This is a genomic window from Klebsiella sp. D5A (assembly GCF_001620885.1).
Lineage (GTDB): Bacteria > Pseudomonadota > Gammaproteobacteria > Enterobacterales > Enterobacteriaceae > Klebsiella > Klebsiella variicola.
Map to the genome: position 1 here is coordinate 127,117 of NZ_LOAR01000003.1, position 23,680 is coordinate 150,796.

Here is a 23,680-nt window from a genome sequence, read left to right on the forward strand (position 1 = left end):
TAGTGGAGAGCGCCTGCCCGGCAGTCAGTACTGCGTAAGCGTGTCAGGACGCCAATAGCAAAAAAGCTCACCGAAGTGAGCTTTTTTGCATTTAAGTGGCTGGGGTACGAGGATTCGAACCTCGGAATGCCGGAATCAGAATCCGGTGCCTTACCGCTTGGCGATACCCCAATTGTCTGTTGCGCTTTACCGTAACTACCCCGGTTGAGGGCAACAGTGCGTTCACTGCTGAACGACTTTTTAATTTGGCTGGGGTACGAGGATTCGAACCTCGGAATGCCGGAATCAGAATCCGGTGCCTTACCGCTTGGCGATACCCCAACAAATTGTTTCGGAATTATCGATGCGTATCGATACGTCCTGAATATGGTGGCTACGACGGGATTCGAACCTGTGACCCCATCATTATGAGTGATGTGCTCTAACCAGCTGAGCTACGTAGCCAAATTGTCTTACTGTTTCTTCGATGGCTGGGGTACCTGGATTCGAACCAGGGAATGCCGGTATCAAAAACCGGTGCCTTACCGCTTGGCGATACCCCAATACCGTCGCGGTGAACCGCAAATATCGAAGAAATATGGCTGGGGTACCTGGATTCGAACCAGGGAATGCCGGTATCAAAAACCGGTGCCTTACCGCTTGGCGATACCCCATCCGTACAACGCTAACTGGTGAATGGTGCGGGAGGCGAGACTTGAACTCGCACACCTTGCGGCGCCAGAACCTAAATCTGGTGCGTCTACCAATTTCGCCACTCCCGCAAAAAAGATGGTGGCTACGACGGGATTCGAACCTGTGACCCCATCATTATGAGTGATGTGCTCTAACCAGCTGAGCTACGTAGCCATCTTTTTTTCGCGTAACCTTATCGGCGTTGCGGGGCGCATTATGCGTATTGGGCCTGCGAGCGTCAACCTCTTTTTCAAGGAAAATCGTTGTAATGTGACTGTTTGGTTAGGTTGCGAACAGCTCGCTGCAATATTCGGCAATTATTGGTTATTTATCGTTTTTCAGCGGCATAAATCCTGCAAAAAGAAAACGGACCCCGGAGGGTCCGTTTCGCGTTTCACCGCCCGTCAGGGCTTATTTGTAGGCAGACTGGTGGACGCCCACCGCACGGCCTGATGGATCGTTCATGGTCTTGAACGCTTCATCCCACTCAATGGCTTTCGCTGAAGAGCAGGCCACCGACGGACCGCCAGGGACACACTCCGCCGCGCTCGGCAGCGGGAACAGCTCTTCGAAGATCTCGCGGTACAGATAGCCTTCTTTGGAGGTCGGCGTGTTGTACGGGAAACGGAAGCTCGCCGTTTCCAGCTGCTGATCGCTGATCTGCTTCGCGGCCACTTCTTTCAGCGTATCGATCCAGCTGTAGCCGACGCCGTCAGAGAACTGCTCTTTCTGCCGCCAGGCAACGCTGGCCGGCAGGTAGGATTCAAAGCATTCACGCAGCACGTGTTTTTCCATTTTGCCGTTGCCGCACATCTTATCCTGCGGGTTGATGCGCATCGCCACGTCGAGGAACTTCTTGTCGAGGAACGGCACGCGGGCTTCCACGCCCCAGGCGGACATCGCTTTGTTGGCGCGGGCGCAGTCAAACATATGCAGCGCCTGCAGCTTGCGCACCGTCTCTTCGTGCAGTTCTTTGGCGTTCGGCGCCTTATGGAAATAGAGGTAGCCGCCGAACACTTCGTCCGAACCTTCGCCGGAAAGCACCATTTTGATGCCCATGGCTTTAATTTTACGCGACATCAGGTACATCGGCGTCGAGGCGCGAATGGTGGTCACGTCATACGTTTCGATGTGATAGATAACGTCGCGGATCGCATCCAGCCCTTCCTGGACCGTAAAGTGAATTTCGTGGTGTACGGTGCCGAGGTGGTTGGCCACTTCCTGCGCCGCTTTCAGGTCAGGAGAGCCTTCCAGACCGACCGCGAAAGAGTGCAACTGCGGCCACCAGGCTTCGCTACGCTCCTGATCTTCGACGCGACGGGCGGCGAATTTCTTGGTGATAGCCGAGATGACCGATGAATCAAGACCGCCGGAGAGCAGCACGCCGTAAGGCACGTCGGACATCAGGTGGCTTTTCACCGACTCTTCCAGCGCCTGGCGCAGCTCGTTCTTATCGGTAACGTTGTCTTTCACCGCGTCGTAATCGAACCAGTCACGCTGATAGTACTGGCGAATTTCGCCGTCTTTGCTCCACAGGTAGCTGCCCGCCGGGAACTCTTTAATGGTGCGGCATACCGGCACCAGCGCTTTCATTTCGGAGGCGACATAGAAGTTGCCGTGTTCGTCATGGCCCATATACAGCGGAATAATACCGATATGGTCGCGACCAATTAAGTACGCGTCTTTCTCGCTGTCGTACAGGGCGAAGGCGAACATCCCCTGCAGGTCGTCGAGGAACTCAGGGCCTTTTTCCTGATACAGCGCGAGGATCACTTCGCAGTCAGAGCCGGTCTGGAACTGATAGCGATCGCCATACTCCGCGCGCAGCGCCTGATGGTTGTAGATCTCGCCGTTAACGGCCAGCGCATGGGTTTTTTCGGCGTTGTACAGCGGCTGGGCCCCGGCGTTGACGTCGACAATCGACAGGCGCTCGTGCGCCAGAATCGCTTTGTCGCTGGCATATACGCCAGACCAGTCCGGACCGCGGTGGCGCATCAGGCGGGAAAGCTCCAGCGCCTTTTTACGCAGCTCGCCTGCGTCAGTTTTAATATCCAGTACGCCAAAAATAGAACACATAGCCTTCTCCATTACCCTGTCGTGTTTGATGTTGTGCTGGCTTCGTCTCGTGGCGAAGCCTGAGTGCGTGCTTAAGAAAATGCCGTAAAGGGGGCGCTGGCGCAAGGGTTTTGCGGCCTGAAAAAGAAAAAACGCAACTGTGATTATTGAACAGTAAAAAAAGAGTATCTTTTGAGCGAATTTATTGAGGAATACGCATTTATAGGCCGTTTTTATTAGATGGATGACTTTTGGCAGGCGCTATAAATGAAAAACCACGTCCTGCGACGTGGTTGGCATCAGAAAATATCGATTTCCGCGACGGAAGGGTAAATCCACGACGGGCGGAACGGCATGCTGTCGATGTCATCGAGGGTGGAGACGCCGGAGAGCACCAGAATCGTCTCCAGCCCCGCCTGGAAACCGGCCAGAATGTCAGTGCGCAGGTTATCGCCGACGATCACCGTCTGCTCGGAGTGAGCTTGCATTTTATTCAGTGCTGAACGGATGATCCACGGGCTGGGTTTGCCGACGTAAAACGGCTTACGGCCGGAGATCTTCTCGATCCCGGCGCACAGCGCGCCGCAGGCAGGGTAGAAGCCGCGACCGTGCGTATCCGGGTTAGTGGCAATGAAGCGGGCGCCGTTGGCGACGAAGAAGGCGGCCTTATGCATCATTTCCCAGTTAAAGGAGCGAGTTTCCCCGACGATGACAAAATCCGGGTTCACATCGGTAATGGTAAAGCCGGCTTTGTACAGCTCGTGGATCAGCGCCCCTTCTCCCACCACGTAGGCTTTTTTGCCTTCCTGGCGACGCAGAAAATCGGCGGTGGCCATCGCTGAGGTGTAAAAGGCGCTATCCGGAACATCAATTCCAGCGGTGGCGAAACGGTTCGCCAGATCCTGGCCGGTTTGCGACGGGTAGTTGGTCAGCATTACCAGCGGCATGCCTTTATCGAGGATGCGTTTGATAAACTCGGCAGCGCCGGGAACGGCGACGTTATCGTGCATCAGTACGCCGTCAATATCACAAATTATGTTTTGAATGGTCATGGTGGGTCCAGAATCATTAACAAAGACGAAACTATACTCGTCATCGATGAGGTTTCACATCGCTGGTGGACCATACCCACCAGCGACAGGGTGATGCGGATCGTTTCGCGCTATCAATAAAGAGGCGATTAGCTCTCAAGCAAACGCTGCAGCAGCGTGCCATTGAGCATAGCGCGTTTGACCAGCGCGAAGGCGCCAATCGCTGAGCGATGGTCGAGGGTAGAACGCACCACCGGCAGGTTCTTGCGAAACGCTTTCAGCGCCTGGGCGTTAATGCAGCCTTCGATGGCCGGAAGAAGGACCTTTTCAGCTTCCACTATTTCGCCGGCGACAACGATTTTTTGTGGGTTGAACAGGTTAATCGCGATGGCGATCGTTTTCCCGAGGTGACGCCCCACGTACTCAATCACCTCGCAGGCCAGGGCATCGCCCTTGTTGGCCGCTTTGCAGATAGTTTTGATCGTGCAGTCATCCGGCGTCAGGCGGCTCTGGTAGCCCTGCTCAAGCAGGTGGCGAACCCGCTGTTCGATGGCGGCATTGGCCGCGACGGTTTCCAGACAACCGAAGTTACCGCAGTGGCAGCGCTCGCCCAGCGGGTCGACCTGAATGTGGCCAATTTCGCCGACGTTGCCGTTCCGGCCAATAAAAATGCGCCCGTTGGAGATGATGCCCGCGCCGGTACCGCGGTGTACACGCACCAGAATGGAGTCTTCGCAGTCATGACTTGCACCGAAATAGTGCTCGGCCAGCGCCAGGCTGCGGATGTCGTGCCCGACATAGCAGGTGACGTTGAAGCGTTTTTCCAGCGCCCCGACGAGGCCCCAGTTTTCCACCGCAATATGCGGCATATAGCGGATCACGCCGCTTTCCGGGTCGACGAGGCCTGGCAGGATCACCGAGATGGCGATCAGCTCGCGAATTTTGCGCTGACAGTTTTCGATAAAGGTGGCGATGATATTCAGCAGGGCGTGTTCCAGCGTTTCCTGGGTGCGCTCGGGCAGGGGAAAATGTTCCTCTTCCAGGGTCTTGCTGCTTAAATCATACAGGGTCAGAGTGGCGTCATAGCGGCCAAGCCGCACGCCGATGGCGTTGAAGTTGCGGGTTTCAGCGATGATAGAGATAGCGCGGCGGCCTCCGGTGGAGGCCTGCTGATCGACTTCTTTGATCAGGCCGCGCTCAATAAGCTGACGCGTGATTTTGGTCACGCTGGCAGGGGCAAGCTGGCTTTGTTCGGCTATCTGAATGCGCGAGATAGGCCCATGCTGGTCAATCAGGCGGTACACGGCCGCGCTGTTCAGTTGTTTTACGAGGTCAACGTTACCAATTTGAGCTTGTCCGCCTGCTGTCATACTTTTACTTACTCAGTGACGACCTCGTTACCATTAACGATGGTCTTGGTGATTTTATAATCGCGTGTAAAGGCGGTCAGGTTAGCGACCATGCCCGGCGCAATGCTGCCGAGCTGCTTGTCCACACCGATAGCGCGCGCGGGATAGAGCGTCGCCATCCGCAATACTTCGTCCAGTGCCACGCCGCAATGCTCCACCAGATTACGCACCCCTTCAATCATGGTCAGGGAGGAGCCGCTGAGCGTGCCGTTTTCATCTACGCACAGTCCATTGCGGTAGTATATTGTTTTCCCGGCAAAAATGAACTGGTCAATATTCGCCCCCGCCGGCGCGGTGGCGTCGGTGACCAGGCACAGTTTGTCGCCTTTCAGGCGCTTGGCGTTACGTACGTTGGCATAATCGACATGCATCCCGTCGACAATAATACCGCAGTAGACATCCGGCTCGTCAAAAATCGCCCCGGCCAGACCCGGTTCGCGTCCGGTAATATACGGCATCGCGTTATACAGGTGAGTGGCGAAGGTAATGCCGGCGCGGAAGCCGACTTTCGCCTCTTTCAGCGTGGCGTTGGAGTGGCCGGCGGAGACGACGATCCCGGCGGCAACCAGCTTGCGGATCACTTCCGGCTCAACGCGCTCAGGGGCGAGGGTCACCTTGGTGATCACATCGGCGTTATCGCAGAGGAAATCGACCAGCGCGGCGTCCGGTTTACGCACGTAGTCCGGGTTGTGGGTGCCTTTCTTGACGATATTCAGCCACGGCCCTTCAAGATGCAGACCCAGCGCCTGATTCGGGTGTTTTTGCAGGTATTCGCGCATGACGCGGATACCTTGCTTCATCAGATCGTCACTGGAGGTAATCAGCGTCGGCAGGAAGCTGGTGCAGCCTGAACGTTCGTTCGCCTTCTGCATGATCTCCAGCGTTTCAACGGTGACCGCCTCTGGGCTGTCGTTAAACTGCACGCCGCCGCAGCCATTGAGCTGAACGTCGATAAAACCGGGGGCAATTATTGCGCCGTTGACCGAGCGCTGCTCCATGTCAGACGGCAAATCCGCCAGCGGACAGAGACGTTCGATTAGGCCATCGGCGATAACAACCGCATGGTCATCGAGAATTTCATGACCGGTATAAACCCGGCCCTGGGTTAATGCATACATTACGACCCCCGGTATATACGCCCCATCAGGTCAGCGATCGTTCATTTGCCGCCGGCATGATGATGCATACAAAGAAAAAGAGGGTCCCGCGCAAGTGGCGGGACACGACTACATTACAGACCTTTAATATTTTCAGCTTCTAATTCGTTGAAATATTTCAGGGTTTTCACTTTCAGCTCCATGGTGGACGGCTCGTCGCAGACAATCACCGCCTTCGGATGCAGCTGCAGGCAGGTAATGGTCCACATATGGTTGACGTTACCTTCTACCGCCGCCTGCAGCGCCAGCGCTTTCTGATGACCCAGCACCAGAATCATCACTTCTTCTGCATCCAGCAGGGTGCCTACGCCCACGGTCAACGCGTATTTCGGCACCAGATCCACATCACCATCGAAGAAGCGGGAGTTCGCCACACGGGTGTCATGGGTCAGGGTCTTAATACGGGTGCGGGACGCCAGAGAAGAGGCCGGTTCGTTGAACGCGATGTGACCATCGTTGCCTACACCGCCCATGAACAGGTGGATTTTACCGTAGGAACGAATTTTTTCTTCATAGCGACGGCATTCCGCATCGATGTCCGGCGCGTTACCATTCAGCAGGTTGATATTTTCTGCCGGAATATCAACGTGGTCAAAGAAATTACGGTGCATGAAGCTATGATAGCTTTCCGGATGCTCTTTTGGCAGGCCGACATATTCATCCATATTAAAGGTGACGACGTGTTTGAAGCTAACCTGGCCTGCTTTATGCATTTCAACCAGCGCTTTGTAGGCGGTCAGCGGAGTGCCACCGGTAGGCAGACCCAGCACGAACGGGCGGTCCGCGGTCGGTTTGAATGCATTAATACGGTTAACGATGTGGCGGGCAGCCCATTTACCGACCTGCTCAGCGGTTACCAGGGGGATCAGTCTCATTCTTCACCTCTATAGTTAAAGTAGATTCTGGCGGATTGGCGCCAGCACTCTGAGGAGAGTATTGCAGCAACTGCGCCGACCGGGGTCAATCCGTGTTGATTTTTTGAATGATAAAATAAGTTTTCGATGTTAGCCAGTGAAAGGGAGGGGGGAATACGATATTTGGTGATAATTATCACAAAAAATACCCGTTTAATTTGCGATACGAATTAATTTTTCACACACTTTGCCGGTAAGTGATAAAACCGACCTTGTTACACAATAAAAAAGTGGCTTTGAAAATGAGCCTCATCGGGGTCTCATAGGGGGAATAAGATGAATATTTTAGGTTTCTTTCAGCGACTGGGTAGGGCGTTGCAGCTCCCTATCGCAGTGCTGCCGGTCGCGGCATTGCTGCTGCGTTTCGGGCAACCAGACCTGTTGAATGTACCCTTCATCGCGCAAGCGGGTGGGGCGATCTTCGATAATCTGGCGCTGATCTTCGCAATTGGTGTGGCATCAAGCTGGTCCAAGGATAACGCGGGTTCTGCGGCGCTGGCCGGCGCAGTAGGGTATTTCGTGATGACCAAAGCGATGGTCACCATCAACCCGGAAATTAACATGGGCGTGCTGGCCGGTATCATTACCGGTCTGGTGGCAGGGGCGGTGTACAACCGCTGGGCCGGCATCAAGCTGCCGGACTTCCTGAGTTTCTTCGGCGGCAAACGCTTCGTGCCGATCGCCACCGGCTTCTTCTGTCTGATCCTCGCCGCGATCTTCGGCTACGTCTGGCCGCCGGTGCAACACGCTATCCACTCTGGTGGCGAATGGATCGTCTCCGCAGGGGCGCTCGGTTCCGGTATCTTTGGTTTCATCAACCGTCTGCTGATCCCAACCGGTCTGCATCAGGTGCTGAACACCATCGCCTGGTTCCAGATTGGTGAGTTCACTAACGCCGCTGGCGCTGTGTTCCACGGCGACATCAACCGCTTCTACGCCGGCGACGGCACCGCGGGGATGTTCATGTCCGGCTTCTTCCCGATCATGATGTTTGGTCTGCCGGGTGCGGCGCTGGCGATGTATCTGGCGGCGCCGAAAGCGCGTCGTCCGATGGTCGGCGGTATGCTGCTGTCCGTAGCCATCACCGCGTTCCTGACCGGGGTAACCGAGCCGCTGGAATTCCTGTTCATGTTCCTGGCTCCGCTGCTGTACCTCCTGCATGCGGTGCTGACCGGTATCAGCCTGTTCATCGCAACGGCGCTGGGTATCCATGCGGGCTTCTCCTTCTCCGCAGGTGCAATTGACTATGTGCTGATGTACAGCCTGCCAGCGGCCAGCAAAAACGTCTGGATGCTGCTGGTGATGGGCGTGGTGTTCTTCTTCGTCTACTTCCTGCTGTTCAGCGCGGTGATCCGCATGTTCAACCTGAAAACGCCGGGTCGTGAAGACAAAGCCGCTGACGTGGTAACGGAAGAAGCCAACAGCAATACTGAAGAGGGCCTGACCCAGCTGGCGACCAGCTATATCGCCGCGGTGGGCGGAACGGACAACCTGAAAGCCATTGACGCCTGTATCACCCGTCTGCGTCTGACTGTGGGCGATTCGGCGAAAGTGAACGACGCGGCCTGTAAACGTCTCGGCGCGTCCGGGGTGGTGAAACTGAATAAGCAAACCATCCAGGTTATCGTCGGTGCGAAAGCAGAATCTATCGGCGATGAGATGAAAAAAGTGGTTACCCGCGGCCCGGTAGCGGCAGCAGCAGCCGCACCGGCTGGCAATGTCGCCACCGCAGCGCCAGCGGCTAAACCGCAGGCGGTAGCGAATGCGAAGACCGTTGAGTCGCTGGTTTCGCCGATTACCGGTGACGTGGTGGCGCTCGAACAGGTGCCGGACGAAGCCTTCGCCAGCAAAGCCGTCGGCGACGGTATCGCGGTGAAACCGACCAGCAACATCGTTGTCGCGCCAGCGGCGGGTACTGTGGTGAAAATTTTCAACACTAACCACGCGTTCTGCCTCGAAACCAACAACGGCGCGGAAATCGTCGTCCACATGGGTATCGACACCGTGGCGCTGGAAGGCAAGGGCTTCAAACGTTTGGTTGAAGAGGGCACGGACGTGAAGGCCGGTGAGCCGATCCTGGAAATGGATCTGGACTTCCTCAACGCCAACGCGCGCTCAATGATCAGTCCGGTCGTCTGCAGCAACAGCGATGACTACAGCGCGCTGGTGATACTGGCGAGCGGTAAGGTCGTTGCCGGCCAGACGCCGCTGTATGAGATTAAAGGCAAGTAAGGCTCCTGAGTCGAGTTTATGCCTCAGCGGCGAAGGGAAACCTTCGCCGCTTTTTTTTCCAGCAATCGGCCCCATAATCCTCTTCTGATACCTATTTTACGTAACTAATAGTTGTCACTACGTCCTGCTTGTAAGATCATGTGCCGTTATACGTTGTTTACGCTTTGAGGAACCCGTGATGAGTGAGGCAGAAGCCCGCCCGACTAACTTTATCCGTCAGATCATTGATGAAGATCTGGCTACCGGTAAACATACCACCGTTCACACTCGCTTCCCGCCGGAGCCGAACGGTTATCTGCACATTGGCCATGCGAAATCCATCTGCCTGAACTTCGGCATCGCGCAGGATTATCAGGGTCAATGCAACCTGCGTTTCGATGACACCAACCCGGTGAAAGAAGATATCGAATACGTGGAGTCGATTAAAAACGACGTGCAGTGGTTAGGTTTCCACTGGTCCGGGGACGTTTGCTACTCGTCTGATTACTTTGATCAGCTGCATCAGTATGCGGTTGAGCTGATCAACAAAGGTCTGGCCTATGTTGATGAACTCTCTCCTGATGAAATTCGCGAATACCGCGGCACCCTGAAAGCGCCGGGTAAAAACAGCCCGTATCGCGACCGCAGCGTGGAAGAAAACCTGGCGCTGTTTGAAAAAATGCGCAGCGGCGGCTTCGAAGAGGGTAAAGCCTGCCTGCGCGCGAAGATCGATATGGCATCGCCGTTCATCGTGATGCGCGATCCGGTGCTGTACCGCATTAAGTTCGCTGAGCATCATCAGACCGGCAACAAGTGGTGCATCTACCCGATGTATGACTTCACCCACTGCATCAGCGATGCGCTGGAAGGCATCACCCACTCGCTGTGTACCCTGGAGTTCCAGGACAACCGCCGCCTGTACGACTGGGTGCTCGACAACATCAGCATTCCGGTTCACCCGCGTCAGTATGAATTCTCGCGCCTGAATCTCGAATACACCGTGATGTCCAAGCGTAAGCTGAACCAGCTGGTGACCGAGAAGCACGTGGAAGGCTGGGATGACCCGCGTATGCCGACCATCTCTGGTCTGCGTCGCCGTGGCTACACCGCTGAATCCATCCGCGAGTTCTGCAAGCGCATCGGCGTGACCAAGCAGGACAACACCATCGAGATGGCATCGCTGGAGTCCTGCATTCGTGAAGATCTGAACGAAAACGCCCCGCGCGCGATGGCGGTGATCGATCCGGTGAAACTGGTTATCGAGAACTATCCGCAGGGCGAAAGCGAAATGGTGGCGATGCCGAACCATCCGAACAAGCCGGAAATGGGCAGTCGTGAAGTGCCGTTCAGCGCCGAAATCTGGATCGATCGCGCTGACTTCCGTGAAGAAGCCAACAAACAGTACAAGCGTCTGGTGCTGGGTAAAGAAGTGCGTCTGCGCAATGCCTACGTGATCAAAGCAGAACGCGTGGAGAAAGATGCCGAAGGCAATATCACCACTATTTTCTGCACCTACGATGCCGATACCCTGAGTAAAGATCCGGCCGACGGTCGCAAGGTCAAAGGCGTGATCCACTGGGTGAGTGCGGCGCATGCGCTGCCGGTGGAGATCCGTCTCTACGATCGCCTGTTCAGCGTACCAAACCCGGGGGCGGAGGAAGATTTCCTCGCGGTAATCAACCCGGATTCGCTGGTGATTAAGCAGGGATATGCGGAGCCGAGCCTGGCGCAGGCCGAAGCAGGCAAAGCTTACCAGTTTGAGCGTGAAGGTTACTTCTGCCTCGACAGTCGCTATGCAAACGCCTCCAGTCTGGTGTTCAACCGCACTGTCGGGCTGCGTGATACCTGGGCGAAAGTCGGCGAATAAATTTCCCTCCCGTAAAAGCGTCGCACCTTGCGGCGCTTTTTTTTGTTTCAGAATCAGCCAATTAAACTTTTCATTTTCGCGATGCGAATTAATCCTGTTACTGCGCGGTAATAAATAGCGCTTCTGATGTTTCCTGTTATATACAAAAAACCAATGTAATCGCTTTCGGTTCTTCTATTTTTCCCTGATTTTGCAATGACTTCCATGACAAAATTATCAGGGATAAGACTGTAACAAAAAGACATAAATTATGTGCGCTTTGTCATAATCTTAAGCTTTGCCTCACGAAAAACATTGATAATTCGCGTCACGAAAAATAGTCTATCTACAGTGGTTTCGCGGCCTTTTTCACCGCCCCACATTTTGCAGTTTTATTTATTTTTTTAGCGAATGACCGTTGGTCTTCGCCTTTTAAAACGTCAAAGAGGATATGCACATGCGTACGTTTAGTGGCAAACGTAGTACGCTGGCGCTGGCTATTGCCGCCGTCACCGCGATGTCGGGCTGGGTTGTGGTTCCGCAGGCCAGCGCAGCAGGCTTTATCGATGATTCAACCTTAACCGGCGGTATCTATTACTGGCAGCGTGAGCGTGACCGTAAAGATGTCACCGACGGCGACAAATATAAAACCAACCTTTCCCACTCCACCTGGAACGCTAACCTGGACTTCCAGTCCGGCTATGCTGCCGATATGTTTGGCCTTGATATTGCTGCATTTACCGCGATTGAAATGGCCGAGAACGGCGATAGCGGCCACCCGAACGAAATTGCCTTCTCATCGCGCAACAAAGCCTATGACGAAGACTACTCCGGCGATAAGAGCGGTATCAGCCTGTATAAAGCCGCCGCGAAATTCAAATACGGTCCGGCGTGGGCACGTGCGGGCTATATCCAGCCAACCGGCCAGACTCTGCTGGCCCCGCACTGGAGCTTTATGCCAGGTACCTATCAGGGGGCGGAGGCCGGGGCTAACTTCGACTATGGCACGGCGGGCGCGTTAAGTTTTTCCTATATGTGGACGAACGAGTATAAAGCGCCATGGCATATCGAGATGGACGATTTCTATCAGAACGACAAGAAAACCAAAGTTGATTATCTCCACTCCGTCGGCGCCAAATATGATTTCAAAAACGACCTGGTGCTGGAGGCGGCATTTGGTCAGGCTCAGGGCTATATCGATCAGTACTTTGCTAAAGCCAGCTACAAGTTTGACGTCGCCGGCGCGCCGCTGAGCACCAGCTACCAGTTCTACGGCACCCGCGATAAGGTCAGCAACGGCGGGGTCAATGACATCTATGACGGCACCGCATGGCTGCAGGCGTTAACCTTCGGCTATAAAGTGGCGGATGTGCTGGACCTGCGTCTGGAAGGCACCTGGGTGAAGGCCGATGGCCAGCAGGGCTACTTCCTGCAGCGTATGACGCCGACCTATGCCTCTTCCAACGGTCGGCTCGATATCTGGTGGGATAACCGCTCCGACTTTAACGCCAACGGCGAAAAAGCGGTCTTCTTCGGCGCGATGTATGACATGAAAAACTGGGATATGCCTGGCTGGGCGTTTGGCGCGTCTTATGTCTACGCCTGGGATGCGAAGCCGGGAAGAATGTCCTCTCCGGATGCGTACTATGACCCTGACTATCGCCTGAAAGAATCGGCTTACAGCCTGGATGCGTTGTATACCGTGCAGGAAGGTCGGGCGAAGGGCACCCTGTTCAAACTGCACTTTACCCAGTACGACAAACATTCCGATATTCCGAGCTGGAGCGGCGGCTACGGCAACATCTTCCAGGATGAGCGCGACGTGAAGTTCATGGTTATCGCCCCGTTCACTATTTTCTGATGCCTGCGCGGCGGGCGTGAGCCTGCCGCACCTCTGGGAGAACGACAATGAAAAAAATGCTGCTTATTGCCATGATGGCCTCGGGTCTGGTGGCCTGCGCCACGTCGCCGGCACCGAAAGAAGACACCAAACTGAAAGATGCCTATAGCGCCTGTATTAATACGGCGGAGGGGAATCCGGACAAGATTGAAGCCTGTCAGAGCGTACTGAATGTACTGAAAGAGGATAAACAGCACCAGCAATTTGCCAATCAGGAGAGCGTTCGCGTCCTGGATTACCAACAGTGTATTCAGGCCACCCGCACCGGCAACGATCAGGCGGTGAAAGCGCGCTGCGACCAGATCTGGAAGGAGATCCGCAGCAATAATACGACCCATTAAATCAGACGTTAGCGGCAAACGGGCGGAGCATACCTCCGCCCGTTTGTTTTTTTAGCGCTGACTCTCCGCCGGCTGATAGCCTCGGCTCAGCCGCACGAACAGCAGCGCGGTGGCAATGAACCCGCACAGCGCGGCGCACATTAGCCACCAGCCCGGCGCGCTTTTATCGCCGGTGAGCTCGACCAGGGCGGTAGAGATAGCCGGCGTCAGGCCGCCGAAAATGGCAGTAGCGAGACTAAAGGCCAGAGAGAATCCCACAGTGCGGACGTACACCGGCATCACTTCGGTGAGCGCCGCCACCATCGCGCCGTTATACATGCCAAAAAAGAACGAGAACCACAGCAGGACCAGCGTCATACGGGTGAAATCGGGCGCGGCGGTGAGCCAGTGCATCACCGGCCAGGTGGTGAGCAGCGCCAGCACGGTAATGCCCATCAGCACCGGGCGACGACCGATCCGGTCAGAGATCGCCCCGCCAATCGGTAACCAGATAAAGTTAGAGATGCCCACCAGCATGGTCACCAGCAGGCTGTCGCGAGCGCTGAGGTGCAGCACCGCTCTGCCGTAGGTCGGCGTATAGACGGTGATAAAATAAAAGGTGGTGGTGGTCATCGCCACCAGCAACGTCCCGGCGGTAATAATGCGCCAGTTCCTGGCGATAGTGGTCAGGATCTCTTTAGTATCCGGGCGATGTTTACGCTGCAGGAACTCCTCAGTCTCCTGCAGCGAGCGGCGCAGCACGAAAATCAGCGGAATAATCAGACAGCCAATGAAGAAGGGAATGCGCCAGCCCCAGTCGGCGATCTCCTCATGCTCCAGCGTGGCGTTTAGCGCGTAGCCAATCAGCGCCGCCATGACGATAGCCACCTGCTGGCTGGCGGATTGCCAGCTGGTATAGAAGCCTTTATTGCCCGGCGTGGCGATTTCCGACAGATAAACCGACACCCCGCCAAGCTCGACGCCCGCGGAAAACCCCTGCAGCAAGCGGCCCACTAACACGAGGATCGGCGCCAGCACGCCGATGGTCTGATAGCCAGGGACCAGGGCTATCAGAAGCGTCCCGCAGCCCATGATCGCCAGGGTGACCATCAGCCCTTTGCGGCGCCCGATTCTGTCGATATAGGCGCCGAGGACCACCGCGCCGATGGGGCGCATCAGGAAGCCCGAACCAAACACCGCAAAGGTCAGCATCAGCGCTGCGAACTCGCTCTCCGCCGGAAAGAAGGTGCGGGCGATATAGGTGGCATAAAAGCCAAACAGGAAAAAGTCGAACTGTTCGAGAAAATTACCGCTGGTCACGCGGAGGATAGCGCCGACGGTGCCGGCGCGCGTGGATTGTTGCGTCATAGGGTGTGCTCTCCATTGTCTTTATCTTGTTTTTATAGAGGTAAGAGGGAGCGGGTTAGTCGCCTGCGACTGCCGCCTGTTTTCCGCGCCGCTTCTCAATTGCCCACTTGAGTAGCGCCGCACAGCGATAAAATCCGTGGGCAAATTTTCCGTAGGGAAGGGTTAAGAACAGGGCCATTACCACCCCGAGGTGAACAGCGAGCAAAATACCCATCCATGAGGTATCCCGTCCCGCCAGCAGCGCCAGGCCGGTGAAGCTGGTCAGCAGCAGTAGCAGGATAAAGCCGCGGTCCATCGGTTTTTGTCGTGCATCGCCGTGCAACGGCGACCGGCGCAGGTTTAGCCACAGCAGGCCAGCCGGCCCCACCAGCAGGCCGATGCCGCCAAGGGTCCCCAGCAGCACCGGGACGCTGAAGAACGGGTAGGGAGCTTCCCGGTCGGCGAAATAGTGATAGCCCGTGGCCACCACGGTGGCGGCGAAGCAGAGCATAAAGCCGTAGAAGGTGAAGTGGTGGAAACGGCGGCGCATCAGCGTGAAGGCGTCATCGGCTTCGTTGCAGCCTTTGCCATGCCCGCCATCGAGATATTTCAGCGTCAACGCATCCTGTGAGGCCTTGGCGATATCAACCGCGTGCGGCTGGCCCGGGGAGATCTCGCGCCAGAAGCGGATCACCCCGGTCATCAGCAAGCCAAAGGCCAGCACGAAGACCGAGCCAAACATCCACGCCAGCAGGTTATGCGGGAATATCTGATAGAAATCGCCCGCCAGCGGCGGATGAAGCAGCGAGCCTTTGAGCCCCATCGCCAGCAGCAGAAAGAAAATCAGTCCGCCGACCAGCGCCAGTACGGTGGTCACGCCAGCCCGGCGGTACAGGCTGCCAAAGGCGGCGGGCTGGGCGTAATGCTGATAAGTTTCCAGCCGAACTTCGGCCATCGCCTTCGGCACGTTAATCGCGAATTCGTGCGGCGGCGCGTACTGACAGGCGTGCAGGCAGGCGCCGCAGTTATGACACAGGTTAGCCAGATAGTTAATATCTGCTTTGCCAAAGGCCAGGCGCTGGGTCATCGCCGGGAATACGGCGCAAAACCCTTCGCAGTAGCGGCAGGCGTTACATACCTGCATCACCCTTTCCACTTCCGCCTCCGGCTCGGTGATGATCTGCGCCTCAATGATCAGCTTCTCAAGCGACTTCATGGTGTTTCTCCTGCTGTGCCGCCCGGGCGGCTTGCTGGCCGGCAATGCGGCCGAAGGTGGTGCCGATCGACATCCCGACGCCGGCGGTATAGCCTTTGCCCAGCACGTTGCCAGCCATCATTTCCCCGGCGACAAACAGGTTGCGGCTGGGTTTACCGGCGAAGTGGACGGCGGCGGTGTCGTCGACGTAGAGCCCGAGGTAGGTGAAGGTGATCCCCGGACGTAAGGCATAGCCGTAGTAAGGCGGCGTATCGATAGGCCGCGCCCAGTGGGTCTTTGGCGGCGTCAGGCCGGCGGTGGCGCAGTTATCCAGGCGGGTATGATCGAACTGGCCTGGCGCGCAGGCGGCATTATAGTCGGCGATGGTTTGCGTAAAGCGTTCGCTGTCCAGGCCGAGCTGGCGGGCCAGCTCGGGAAGGGTGTTGGCCTGAGCGCCGGGAAAGACGGGCGGCATAAAGTGGCCGATGGCTTTGCTGTCGATGATCGAGTAGCCGATTTGCCCGGGCTGGTGGGCGACCAGCCGGCCCCAGATGGCATAGCGTTTGGGCCAGAAATCTTCTCCTTCATCGTAAAAACGGTCGGCATCGCGGTTGACCACTACCCCCAGCGACACGCAGTCGACGCGGGTACAGATCCCGCCATCGTAGAGCGGCGCCCGGGCGTCAATGGCGACGCAGTGGGACTGCGAGGGATCGCCGATAATATCGGCCCCGGCGTCGATCATAAACTTGAGCAGCACCCCCTGGTTGAAGCGGGTGCCGCGGATGAGAAAGTTATCGGCGGGCCATTCACCGCGGTCATTTTGCCCCCAGGCCTCGCGCAGCCATTCGCGGTTGGATTCAAATCCGCCGGCGGCGAGGACGCAGCTTTTTGCAACAATCCGTTCCTCGCCCGCCAGCGCGGCGACAAATTCGCCGTTGCGCAGCTCGAGAGCCTGCACCGGCGTGTTGTAGCGGATCTGCACCCCCATTTGCTCCGCGCTGCGGTAATAGGCATTGACCAGCGCTTTGCCGCCGCCCATAAAAAAGGCGTTGGTGCGGGCTACGTGCAGGGCGCCGGAGAGCGGCGGCTGAAAGTTAACTCCGTGCTGGCGCATCCAGTCCCGGCATTGTGACGAGGTGCGGATCACCATTCGGGCCAGCGCTTCGTTGGTATTCCCCTCGGTGACGCGCAGCAGATCCTGCCAGTACTCTTCTTCCGGGTAGCTGTCGACCAGCACGTCCTGCGGCGCATCGTGCATACAGCGCAGGTTACGCGTGTGCTGCGAGTTGCCGCCGCGCCACTCCCGCGGCGCCGCCTCCAGCAGCAGCACCGAGGCGCCGGCCTCCCGGGCGGTTAAGGCGGCGCATAGCGCGGCATTGCCGCCGCCAATCACCAGTACATCCACCATTATCGGCTCCCTTACAATTTAATTAATTGTTAAATTTGTAATGGGAATGTAGGTGGTAACAGCGGTGAGGCGCTATGGTGTAATGCTAAAGAGGGGTTTAGTGAGCGTAAAGGGTAGCACCCGGCCAGCGGTCAGACTCCACCAGCTGGCGCATGACTTTGCTGAGTATCACTCGAGCCGCAAGGCCTGCCGGAGTGAGTTCATCATCAGACAGACTGACCAGAAAGTTGGGGCGACTGAGTATCGGGTTGACGACGTCGATCACCCTCAGCGCCTGATGGTCGAGGTGGGAGATGGCGGCCCCGGGCTGCAGGGTGGCCCCCAGTCCGCTGCGCACGGCCTGCATCAGCAGGGCCAGACCGTCAATGTCCGCCACCACCTCAACGCTGAGATGATGCTGCTGGCAAACTGCCTCCAGCCTGCCGCGCAGGCCATGGCCCTGGCTTGGCATAATCAACGGCAGGGAGGTGAGCTGGTCAGGGGAGATGTGGTCCTCCTGCAGGGGGGCCAACAGCGCATGGGTGCCAATCAGGAACAGGCGTTCTTCCAGCACCGGTCTGGCGCTCCAGCGCAGGATCTTTTCCTGCTGGAAAACGATAGCTAAATCGAGCTGGCGGGTGTTGATCATCCGCTCCAGATTACCGGAGAGGCTTTCCACCAAATGCAGGCGCACGTCGGGATAGCTTTCGCGCATCGCATTGATGAACGGGACGCCGAGAACGGAGGCGGTGCTGGGGGCCATGCCGACGCTAACGTGGCCTGACAGGCGCGCCTCGCGGGCGGCGAGGATGGCATCATCGGCATGGCGCAGCGCCAGCTGTGCCTGCGAGTAGAAAGCGAGACCCGCGCTGGTGGGCGTGACCCCGCGGGAGGTCCGCTGCAGCAGGCGAATGGCCAGTTCGTTTTCCAGGCGTGCGATCTGCTGGCTGAGCGCCGAGACGCCGATATTAAGATCAAGCGCGGCGCGCCCCATGCTGCCGGTTTCAACAATGCGCACAAAATAGCGTAGCTGGCGAAGTTCCATATCAACTCTCCGGACAAAACGGGGACGCGGGAAGGTCACCTGTGGGACGAGAGCGGTAAGGGCAGCAGAGGCGCCCATAAAAAAGCCAACCGGCAGGTTGGCTTTTCAGTCTCAGCGAAGCGGGGAATTATTTTTCCACCGCGTCGTGGGCGTGTTCGTCCTCGCGGCAATCACCTTCCGCACAGTGGCCGTACAGATACAGACTGTGGTTGGTCAGGCGGATGCCGTGGCGGGAGGCAATTTCACGCTGGCGTAATTCGATCGAGTCATCGCTGAATTCGATCACTTTGCCGCAGTCGAGGCAAATCAGGTGATCGTGGTGATGCTGCTGGGTCAGTTCGAAAACGGATTTACCGCCTTCAAAATTATGACGAGTCACGATACCGGCATCATCAAACTGGTTGAGTACGCGGTAAACGGTCGCCAGACCGATCTCTTCGCCCATGTCGATCAGGCGTTTATATAAGTCTTCCGCACTGACATGATGGTTATCCGGTTCCTGCAGCACTTCAAGGATTTTCAGTCGAGGAAGTGTGACTTTCAGGCCAGCCTTCTTTAATGCGGTATTGTTGTCAGTCATGCGGAATCTGTCCTGTTGCTAAACGATCTACTTCCTTCAACGGAAGTCATACAGAAATTAACCCGACGTAATGCGTCTCATTATAGAACTGCCACTGGTAAATGAAAACTGCAAGCATCAGGCCTGGTTTGCTGTCAAAAACGAGGCACCAGCTACAAACTGCGTCACGTGCCTCGTAGAATCAGAGGACATTGTACAGATATGTGATTAAAAGTTAAAAACTTGTAGCTATTAGTTTGATTGCTTTTGTCTATTAATGCGACGCAACTCAATGATTGCGCCGCTTAATCATCAGGCGTTTTTGATTTCTTCGAGGTGCAGCTCTTCGGCAACCTGCTTCACCCATTTCTCAACGCGCTCGTTGGTCAGCTCCGGCTGGCGGTCTTCATCAATGGCGAGGCCGACGAAGTGGTCGTCATCCGCCAGGCCTTTGGAGGCCTCAAAATGATACCCGGCTGTCGGCCAGTGACCGACGATGGTCGCGCCGCGCGGCTCAATGATGTCGCGGATGGTGCCCAGCGCGTCGCAGAAGTATTCTGCGTAGTCTTCCTGGTCGCCACAGCCGAACAGCGCCACCAGTTTACCATTGAAGTCGATCTCTTCCAGCGTCGGGAAGAAGTCGTCCCAGTCACACTGCGCTTCGCCGTAGTACCAGGTCGGGATACCGAGCAGCAGAATGTCGTGGGCTTCCAGGTCTTCTTTGCTGCTTTTGGCAATGTCGTGAACATCAGCAACATCTTTACCAAGCTGCTTTTGAATCATTTTTGCAATATTTTCGGTGTTGCCGGTGTCGCTGCCAAAAAAGATGCCGATGATTGCCATGAGTAAAATAACCTCTTGAAACTTAAATGATGTGGTAGGGACGCGATGCCCATAGATAACGGCAATCATAGCAGAACAGGCAAGGGCGCGGAAACAGCAATCACGCCCGACTGCACACTCTGCTACACGAATGCGGATTTTTCGCGGAAAGTTAGACTTTTCCCTGGCTGTGCAGGGCGCGCAATTGAGTCATCAGCATCTCTTCAATGAGATCGCTGCGGCTCATATTACGCGCTTCCGCCAGTTCATTGAGCGCATCGACCGCGTCGGCGTTGAGTTTTAACTCGACGCGCTTCAGCCCGCGAACCTTATCGCGTTTCAGCTGGTTACGTTTGTTGATGCGCAGTTGTTCATCGCGCGACAGCGGATTGGTTTTCGGTCTTCCCGGGCGACGCTCGTTTGCGAACAAATCTAATGTCGTACGGTCCGTTTGTTCTTTTGCCATGATTCTGAGTGACTTCGGGGAAACAAGCTGCCGGGCTCTAGCCGGCGCAGATAGCGCGCCATCATACATCAGGCGAACGGCTGCGCCAACGACCGCGGGCATTCTGCGGCGCGGTCGGGCATATTTTAGCCAATCAGGCGGCGATGCTCGTCAGATAGCGGCGGATGGCGCGTAACACCGCCTCGGGTTTCTCGGCATGCACCCAGTGTCCGGCGCCAGCGATGACGTGCGCCCGGGCCTGCGGGAACTGCGCCAGCAGCGCGTCGCGGTAGGCGTCGGTCACATAGGGCGAGTTGCCGCCGGGAATAAACTGCGTCGGGTGCGGCCAGGCCGGAATGGTTTCCCAGCCGACGATATGCGGGTACTGGTCCCACAGCACCGGCACGTTAAAGCGCCATTCGCCGTCGACAAAAGATTTCAGCAGGAACTGAATCACGCCCTCTTCCCGCAGATGCTCACGCATCACCTGCGCCGCCTGCTGGCGGCTGTTGGCGGAGGATTCGCTGACGGCGCGGATAGCGGCGAAGATCTCATCATGGCGGCGCACATGATAATCCACCGGCGCGATATCGATCGCCACCAGTCCGCTGATGCGTTCCGGCGCCAGGGCGGTCAACGCCATCACCGCTTTCCCGCCCATCGAATGGCCGATAAAGGTGGCGCGCTCGATCTGGTGCGCGTCGAGCGTATCAAGCAGATCCTGCGCCATGGCGGGGTAGGTCATCTCTGGCGATCGCGGCGACAAACCGTGGTTGCGCATATCGACCTGCACAATATCGTGGTCGGCGATCAGGTCGCGGGCGAGGATGCCCAGGTTGTCCAGGCTGCCAAACAGACCGTGGACCAGCACGATCGGGGAGTGGTTGTGCGGATTCTGTGCAGATTGCGCTCGGCTATTTAATTTCATGGCAAAGTTCTTTTTTTCGCTCCGTCGGGTTAGGGTATTATGTTGGACATTCTGCCATCCGGCTGCAAGACCCAGAAGTTTTCTGAGTTTTACCGCCATCCTGGTTTGACGCTATCCGCGGTTGGGATTTGTACTTATAATCCCAACGATTTGTATTCAGAAAAGATATCGCACTGGATTAAGATGAAAACAATTGAAGTTGATGATGAACTCTATCGCTATATTGCCAGCCACACTCTGCATATCGGCGAGAGCGCATCCGACATTTTACGGCGCATGCTGAAATTTTCCGCCGTTTCCCAACCGGCTACACCGGTCAGCAAAGCCGCGCCGGCACTGGCGCCAGCGCCTGCCGTGGAGGTGAAACCCGCTAACCCGGCGAAAGATAAAGTCCGCGCCATGCGTGAGCTGTTGTTATCTGATGAATACGCCGAGCAGAAGCGTGCGGTGAACCGTTTCATGCTGGTGTTGACGACCCTCTATTCTCTGGACAATAAAGCATTTGCCGAGGCGACTGAGTCTCTGCATGGCCGCACGCGCGTCTACTTTGCAGAAGATGCGCGTACGCTGCTGAAAAGCGGTAATCAGACCAAACCAAAACAGGTTCCTGGTACACCGTGGTGGGTTATCACTAATACCAATACCGGCCGTAAATGCAGCATGATTGAGCACATCATGCAGTCGATGCAGTTCCCTGCGGAGCTGATTGAAAAGGTTTGCGGCACGATCTAGCTTTTTAACATTTGCACCAGAAGGATCAGGCAATGGCAATCGATAAACGTGCGGGGCAGCCTGCGCAACAGAGTGATTTGATTAACGTCGCCCAACTGACTGCTCAGTACTACGTGCTGAAGCCTGAAGTCGGTAATGCGGAGCATGCGGTAAAATTCGGCACCTCTGGCCATCGCGGTAGCGCGGCGCGCCACAACTTCAACGAACCGCATATCCTGGCCATCGCCCAGGCCATTGCGGAAGATCGTGCGAAGAACGGGATCACCGGTCCGTGCTATGTCGGCAAAGATACCCACGCTCTCTCCGAGCCGGCGTTTATTTCGGTGCTGGAAGTGTTAACCGCCAACGGCGTTGACGTGATCGTGCAGGAAAACAACGGCTTCACTCCGACGCCGGCGGTCTCCAATGCGATTCTGGTGCATAACAAGAAAGGCGGTCCGCTGGCAGACGGCATTGTGATCACCCCGTCACACAACCCGCCGGAAGATGGTGGTATCAAGTACAACCCGCCAAACGGCGGCCCGGCTGATACCAACGTCACCAAAGTGGTGGAAAACCGCGCCAACGAACTGCTGGCCGCCGGCCTGCAGGGCGTGAAACGCATTTCTCTGGACGCGGCGCTGGCTTCTGGTCACGTTAAAGAACAGGATCTGGTGCAGCCGTTCATTGAGGGGCTGGCGGACATCGTCGACATGGCGGCGATCCAGAAAGCGGGCCTGACACTGGGCGTCGATCCGCTGGGCGGGTCCGGTATCGAATACTGGAAACGCATTGGCGAACACTACAAGCTCAATCTGACCATTGTGAACGATCAGGTTGACCAGACTTTCCGCTTTATGCACCTCGATAAAGACGGCGCCATCCGTATGGACTGCTCCTCAGAGTGTGCGATGGCGGGCCTGCTGGCGCTGCGCGATAAGTTCGATCTGGCGTTTGCTAACGATCCGGATTACGACCGCCACGGGATTGTCACCCCAGCCGGGCTGATGAACCCGAACCACTACCTGGCGGTAGCGATCAACTACCTGTTCCAGCATCGTCCGCAGTGGGGCAAAGAGGTGGCGGTGGGTAAAACGCTGGTCTCCTCAGCGATGATTGACCGCGTGGTGAACGATCTGGGCCGCAAGCTGGTGGAAGTGCCGGTGGGCTTTAAATGGTTTGTCGACGGCCTGTTCGACGGCAGCTTCGGCTTCGGCGGCGAAGAGAGCGCCGGGGCCTCCTTCCTGCGCTTTGACGGCACGCCATGGTCCACCGATAAAGACGGCATCATCATGTGCCTGCTGGCGGCGGAAATCACCGCGGTGACCGGGAAAAACCCGCAGGAGCATTACAACGAACTGGCGGAACGCTTTGGTGCGCCGAGCTACAACCGCCTGCAGGCTTCCGCGACCTCCGCGCAAAAAGCGGCGCTGTCCAAGCTCTCTCCGGAAATGGTCAGCGCTGACACCCTGGCGGGCGATCCGATCACTGCTCGTCTGACCGCGGCGCCGGGCAACGGGGCGGCGATTGGCGGCCTGAAGGTGATGACCGACAACGGCTGGTTCGCGGCGCGTCCGTCAGGCACCGAAGACGCCTACAAGATCTACTGCGAAAGCTTCCTCGGCGAAGAGCATCGCAAGCTGATTGAAAAAGAAGCGGTAGAGATTGTCAGCGAAGTGCTGAAGAACGCGTAACCGCAGCCAAACATCAGGCCCCTTGTGGG

Annotated in this window: 19 protein-coding genes and 7 tRNA genes; 6 read left to right on the forward strand and 20 right to left on the reverse strand. The window is 56.6% G+C overall.

Annotated features, from left to right (window positions below):
• Positions 1–96: 96 nt before the first annotated feature.
• From AS136_RS04130 to nagB, 12 genes are all read right to left on the reverse strand, one after another.
• A tRNA-Gln gene (locus AS136_RS04130) sits at positions 97–171 on the reverse strand.
• Positions 172–246: 75 nt separating this feature from the next.
• Positions 247–321, reverse strand: a tRNA-Gln gene (locus tag AS136_RS04135).
• Between the two features lie 46 nt (positions 322–367).
• Positions 368–444, reverse strand: a tRNA-Met gene (locus tag AS136_RS04140).
• A 23-nt stretch (positions 445–467) separates the two neighbouring features.
• Positions 468–542 (reverse strand) — tRNA-Gln (locus tag AS136_RS04145).
• Positions 543–578: 36 nt separating this feature from the next.
• A tRNA-Gln gene (locus AS136_RS04150) sits at positions 579–653 on the reverse strand.
• A gap of 23 nt (positions 654–676) precedes the next feature.
• Positions 677–761, reverse strand: a tRNA-Leu gene (locus AS136_RS04155).
• 8 nt (positions 762–769) lie between these two features.
• Positions 770–846, reverse strand: a tRNA-Met gene (locus AS136_RS04160).
• 237 nt (positions 847–1,083) lie between these two features.
• A complete protein-coding gene (asnB, locus tag AS136_RS04165) occupies positions 1,084–2,748 on the reverse strand; it encodes an asparagine synthase B (RefSeq protein ID WP_008805652.1) in 1,665 nt (554 codons plus the stop codon).
• Between the two features lie 278 nt (positions 2,749–3,026).
• Positions 3,027–3,779 (reverse strand): HAD-IIA family hydrolase, encoded by a 753-nt coding sequence (locus tag AS136_RS04170; RefSeq protein ID WP_002894738.1) that lies wholly within the window; start codon positions 3,777–3,779, stop codon positions 3,027–3,029.
• A gap of 128 nt (positions 3,780–3,907) precedes the next feature.
• Positions 3,908–5,128 (reverse strand): DNA-binding transcriptional regulator NagC, encoded by a 1,221-nt coding sequence (nagC, locus tag AS136_RS04175; protein ID WP_023322235.1) that lies wholly within the window; start codon positions 5,126–5,128, stop codon positions 3,908–3,910.
• 8 nt (positions 5,129–5,136) lie between these two features.
• Positions 5,137–6,285: an N-acetylglucosamine-6-phosphate deacetylase gene (gene nagA / locus AS136_RS04180; RefSeq protein WP_012542447.1), complete on the reverse strand. Its 1,149-nt coding sequence runs from the start codon at positions 6,283–6,285 to the stop codon at positions 5,137–5,139.
• Positions 6,286–6,398: 113 nt separating this feature from the next.
• A complete protein-coding gene (gene nagB, locus AS136_RS04185; RefSeq protein WP_012542446.1) occupies positions 6,399–7,199 on the reverse strand; it encodes a glucosamine-6-phosphate deaminase in 801 nt (266 codons plus the stop codon).
• Between the two features lie 315 nt (positions 7,200–7,514).
• Here nagB and nagE point away from each other — a divergent pair, with 315 nt between their 5' ends.
• From nagE to AS136_RS04205, 4 genes are all read left to right on the forward strand, one after another.
• A complete protein-coding gene (gene nagE / locus AS136_RS04190; RefSeq protein ID WP_004147599.1) occupies positions 7,515–9,470 on the forward strand; it encodes a PTS N-acetyl glucosamine transporter subunit IIABC in 1,956 nt (651 codons plus the stop codon).
• Between the two features lie 178 nt (positions 9,471–9,648).
• Entirely contained in the window at positions 9,649–11,316 is a 1,668-nt protein-coding gene (gene glnS / locus AS136_RS04195; protein WP_012542445.1) for a glutamine--tRNA ligase, read from the forward strand.
• Positions 11,317–11,752: 436 nt separating this feature from the next.
• The gene (gene chiP / locus AS136_RS04200) at positions 11,753–13,156 is read left to right on the forward strand and encodes a chitoporin ChiP (protein ID WP_063266672.1); all 1,404 of its coding nucleotides are present in this window, start codon (positions 11,753–11,755) and stop codon (positions 13,154–13,156) included.
• A gap of 47 nt (positions 13,157–13,203) precedes the next feature.
• Positions 13,204–13,536 (forward strand): ChiQ/YbfN family lipoprotein, encoded by a 333-nt coding sequence (locus AS136_RS04205; protein WP_008805659.1) that lies wholly within the window; start codon positions 13,204–13,206, stop codon positions 13,534–13,536.
• A 51-nt stretch (positions 13,537–13,587) separates the two neighbouring features.
• On the opposite strand, the gene tcuC is transcribed toward AS136_RS04205, so the two are convergent.
• The 8 genes from tcuC to ybfF form a co-directional block, all read right to left on the reverse strand.
• Entirely contained in the window at positions 13,588–14,883 is a 1,296-nt protein-coding gene (gene tcuC, locus AS136_RS04210; protein ID WP_008805660.1) for an MFS transporter, read from the reverse strand.
• 55 nt (positions 14,884–14,938) lie between these two features.
• A complete protein-coding gene (gene tcuB, locus AS136_RS04215; protein WP_023322236.1) occupies positions 14,939–16,078 on the reverse strand; it encodes a tricarballylate utilization 4Fe-4S protein TcuB in 1,140 nt (379 codons plus the stop codon).
• Positions 16,065–17,468: an FAD-dependent tricarballylate dehydrogenase TcuA gene (tcuA, locus tag AS136_RS04220; protein WP_022065690.1), complete on the reverse strand. Its 1,404-nt coding sequence runs from the start codon at positions 17,466–17,468 to the stop codon at positions 16,065–16,067. The genes tcuB and tcuA overlap by 14 nt, the downstream gene beginning before the upstream one ends.
• A 97-nt stretch (positions 17,469–17,565) precedes the next feature.
• Positions 17,566–18,492: a tricarballylate utilization LysR family transcriptional regulator TcuR gene (gene tcuR, locus AS136_RS04225; RefSeq protein ID WP_008805663.1), complete on the reverse strand. Its 927-nt coding sequence runs from the start codon at positions 18,490–18,492 to the stop codon at positions 17,566–17,568.
• A gap of 127 nt (positions 18,493–18,619) precedes the next feature.
• Positions 18,620–19,072: a ferric iron uptake transcriptional regulator gene (gene fur, locus AS136_RS04230; RefSeq protein ID WP_002894761.1), complete on the reverse strand. Its 453-nt coding sequence runs from the start codon at positions 19,070–19,072 to the stop codon at positions 18,620–18,622.
• 291 nt (positions 19,073–19,363) lie between these two features.
• Positions 19,364–19,894 carry a flavodoxin FldA gene (fldA, locus tag AS136_RS04235; protein ID WP_002894765.1) on the reverse strand — a complete coding sequence of 177 codons (531 nt, stop codon included), beginning with the start codon at positions 19,892–19,894 and terminating at the stop codon, positions 19,364–19,366.
• Positions 19,895–20,045: 151 nt separating this feature from the next.
• Positions 20,046–20,339 carry a LexA regulated protein gene (gene ybfE / locus AS136_RS04240; RefSeq protein WP_012542441.1) on the reverse strand — a complete coding sequence of 98 codons (294 nt, stop codon included), beginning with the start codon at positions 20,337–20,339 and terminating at the stop codon, positions 20,046–20,048.
• Positions 20,340–20,472: 133 nt separating this feature from the next.
• Positions 20,473–21,246 (reverse strand): esterase, encoded by a 774-nt coding sequence (ybfF, locus tag AS136_RS04245; protein ID WP_008805666.1) that lies wholly within the window; start codon positions 21,244–21,246, stop codon positions 20,473–20,475.
• A 183-nt stretch (positions 21,247–21,429) separates the two neighbouring features.
• Here ybfF and seqA point away from each other — a divergent pair, with 183 nt between their 5' ends.
• Both seqA and pgm read left to right on the forward strand, forming a co-directional pair.
• Positions 21,430–21,978 carry a replication initiation negative regulator SeqA gene (gene seqA, locus AS136_RS04250; RefSeq protein ID WP_012542439.1) on the forward strand — a complete coding sequence of 183 codons (549 nt, stop codon included), beginning with the start codon at positions 21,430–21,432 and terminating at the stop codon, positions 21,976–21,978.
• Between the two features lie 32 nt (positions 21,979–22,010).
• Positions 22,011–23,651, forward strand: a complete 1,641-nt coding sequence (gene pgm, locus AS136_RS04255) for a phosphoglucomutase (alpha-D-glucose-1,6-bisphosphate-dependent) (protein ID WP_002894773.1) — start codon at positions 22,011–22,013, stop codon at positions 23,649–23,651.
• The last annotated feature ends 29 nt before the right edge of the window (positions 23,652–23,680 follow it).

Bases quoted from the DNA above. Each gene is read 5' to 3' on its own strand.
- asnB (WP_008805652.1), bottom strand. From the start codon at position 2,748: ATGTGTTCTATTTTTGGCGTACTGGATATTAAAACTGACGCAGGCGAG.
- AS136_RS04170 (WP_002894738.1), bottom strand. From the start codon at position 3,779: ATGACCATTCAAAACATAATTTGTGATATTGACGGCGTACTGATGCAC.
- nagC (WP_023322235.1), bottom strand. From the start codon at position 5,128: ATGACAGCAGGCGGACAAGCTCAAATTGGTAACGTTGACCTCGTAAAA.
- nagA (WP_012542447.1), bottom strand. From the start codon at position 6,285: ATGTATGCATTAACCCAGGGCCGGGTTTATACCGGTCATGAAATTCTC.
- nagB (WP_012542446.1), bottom strand. From the start codon at position 7,199: ATGAGACTGATCCCCCTGGTAACCGCTGAGCAGGTCGGTAAATGGGCT.
- nagE (WP_004147599.1), top strand. From the start codon at position 7,515: ATGAATATTTTAGGTTTCTTTCAGCGACTGGGTAGGGCGTTGCAGCTC.
- glnS (WP_012542445.1), top strand. From the start codon at position 9,649: ATGAGTGAGGCAGAAGCCCGCCCGACTAACTTTATCCGTCAGATCATT.
- chiP (WP_063266672.1), top strand. From the start codon at position 11,753: ATGCGTACGTTTAGTGGCAAACGTAGTACGCTGGCGCTGGCTATTGCC.
- AS136_RS04205 (WP_008805659.1), top strand. From the start codon at position 13,204: ATGAAAAAAATGCTGCTTATTGCCATGATGGCCTCGGGTCTGGTGGCC.
- tcuC (WP_008805660.1), bottom strand. From the start codon at position 14,883: ATGACGCAACAATCCACGCGCGCCGGCACCGTCGGCGCTATCCTCCGC.
- tcuB (WP_023322236.1), bottom strand. From the start codon at position 16,078: ATGAAGTCGCTTGAGAAGCTGATCATTGAGGCGCAGATCATCACCGAG.
- tcuA (WP_022065690.1), bottom strand. From the start codon at position 17,468: ATGGTGGATGTACTGGTGATTGGCGGCGGCAATGCCGCGCTATGCGCC.
- tcuR (WP_008805663.1), bottom strand. From the start codon at position 18,492: ATGGAACTTCGCCAGCTACGCTATTTTGTGCGCATTGTTGAAACCGGC.
- fur (WP_002894761.1), bottom strand. From the start codon at position 19,072: ATGACTGACAACAATACCGCATTAAAGAAGGCTGGCCTGAAAGTCACA.
- fldA (WP_002894765.1), bottom strand. From the start codon at position 19,894: ATGGCAATCATCGGCATCTTTTTTGGCAGCGACACCGGCAACACCGAA.
- ybfE (WP_012542441.1), bottom strand. From the start codon at position 20,339: ATGGCAAAAGAACAAACGGACCGTACGACATTAGATTTGTTCGCAAAC.
- ybfF (WP_008805666.1), bottom strand. From the start codon at position 21,246: ATGAAATTAAATAGCCGAGCGCAATCTGCACAGAATCCGCACAACCAC.
- seqA (WP_012542439.1), top strand. From the start codon at position 21,430: ATGAAAACAATTGAAGTTGATGATGAACTCTATCGCTATATTGCCAGC.
- pgm (WP_002894773.1), top strand. From the start codon at position 22,011: ATGGCAATCGATAAACGTGCGGGGCAGCCTGCGCAACAGAGTGATTTG.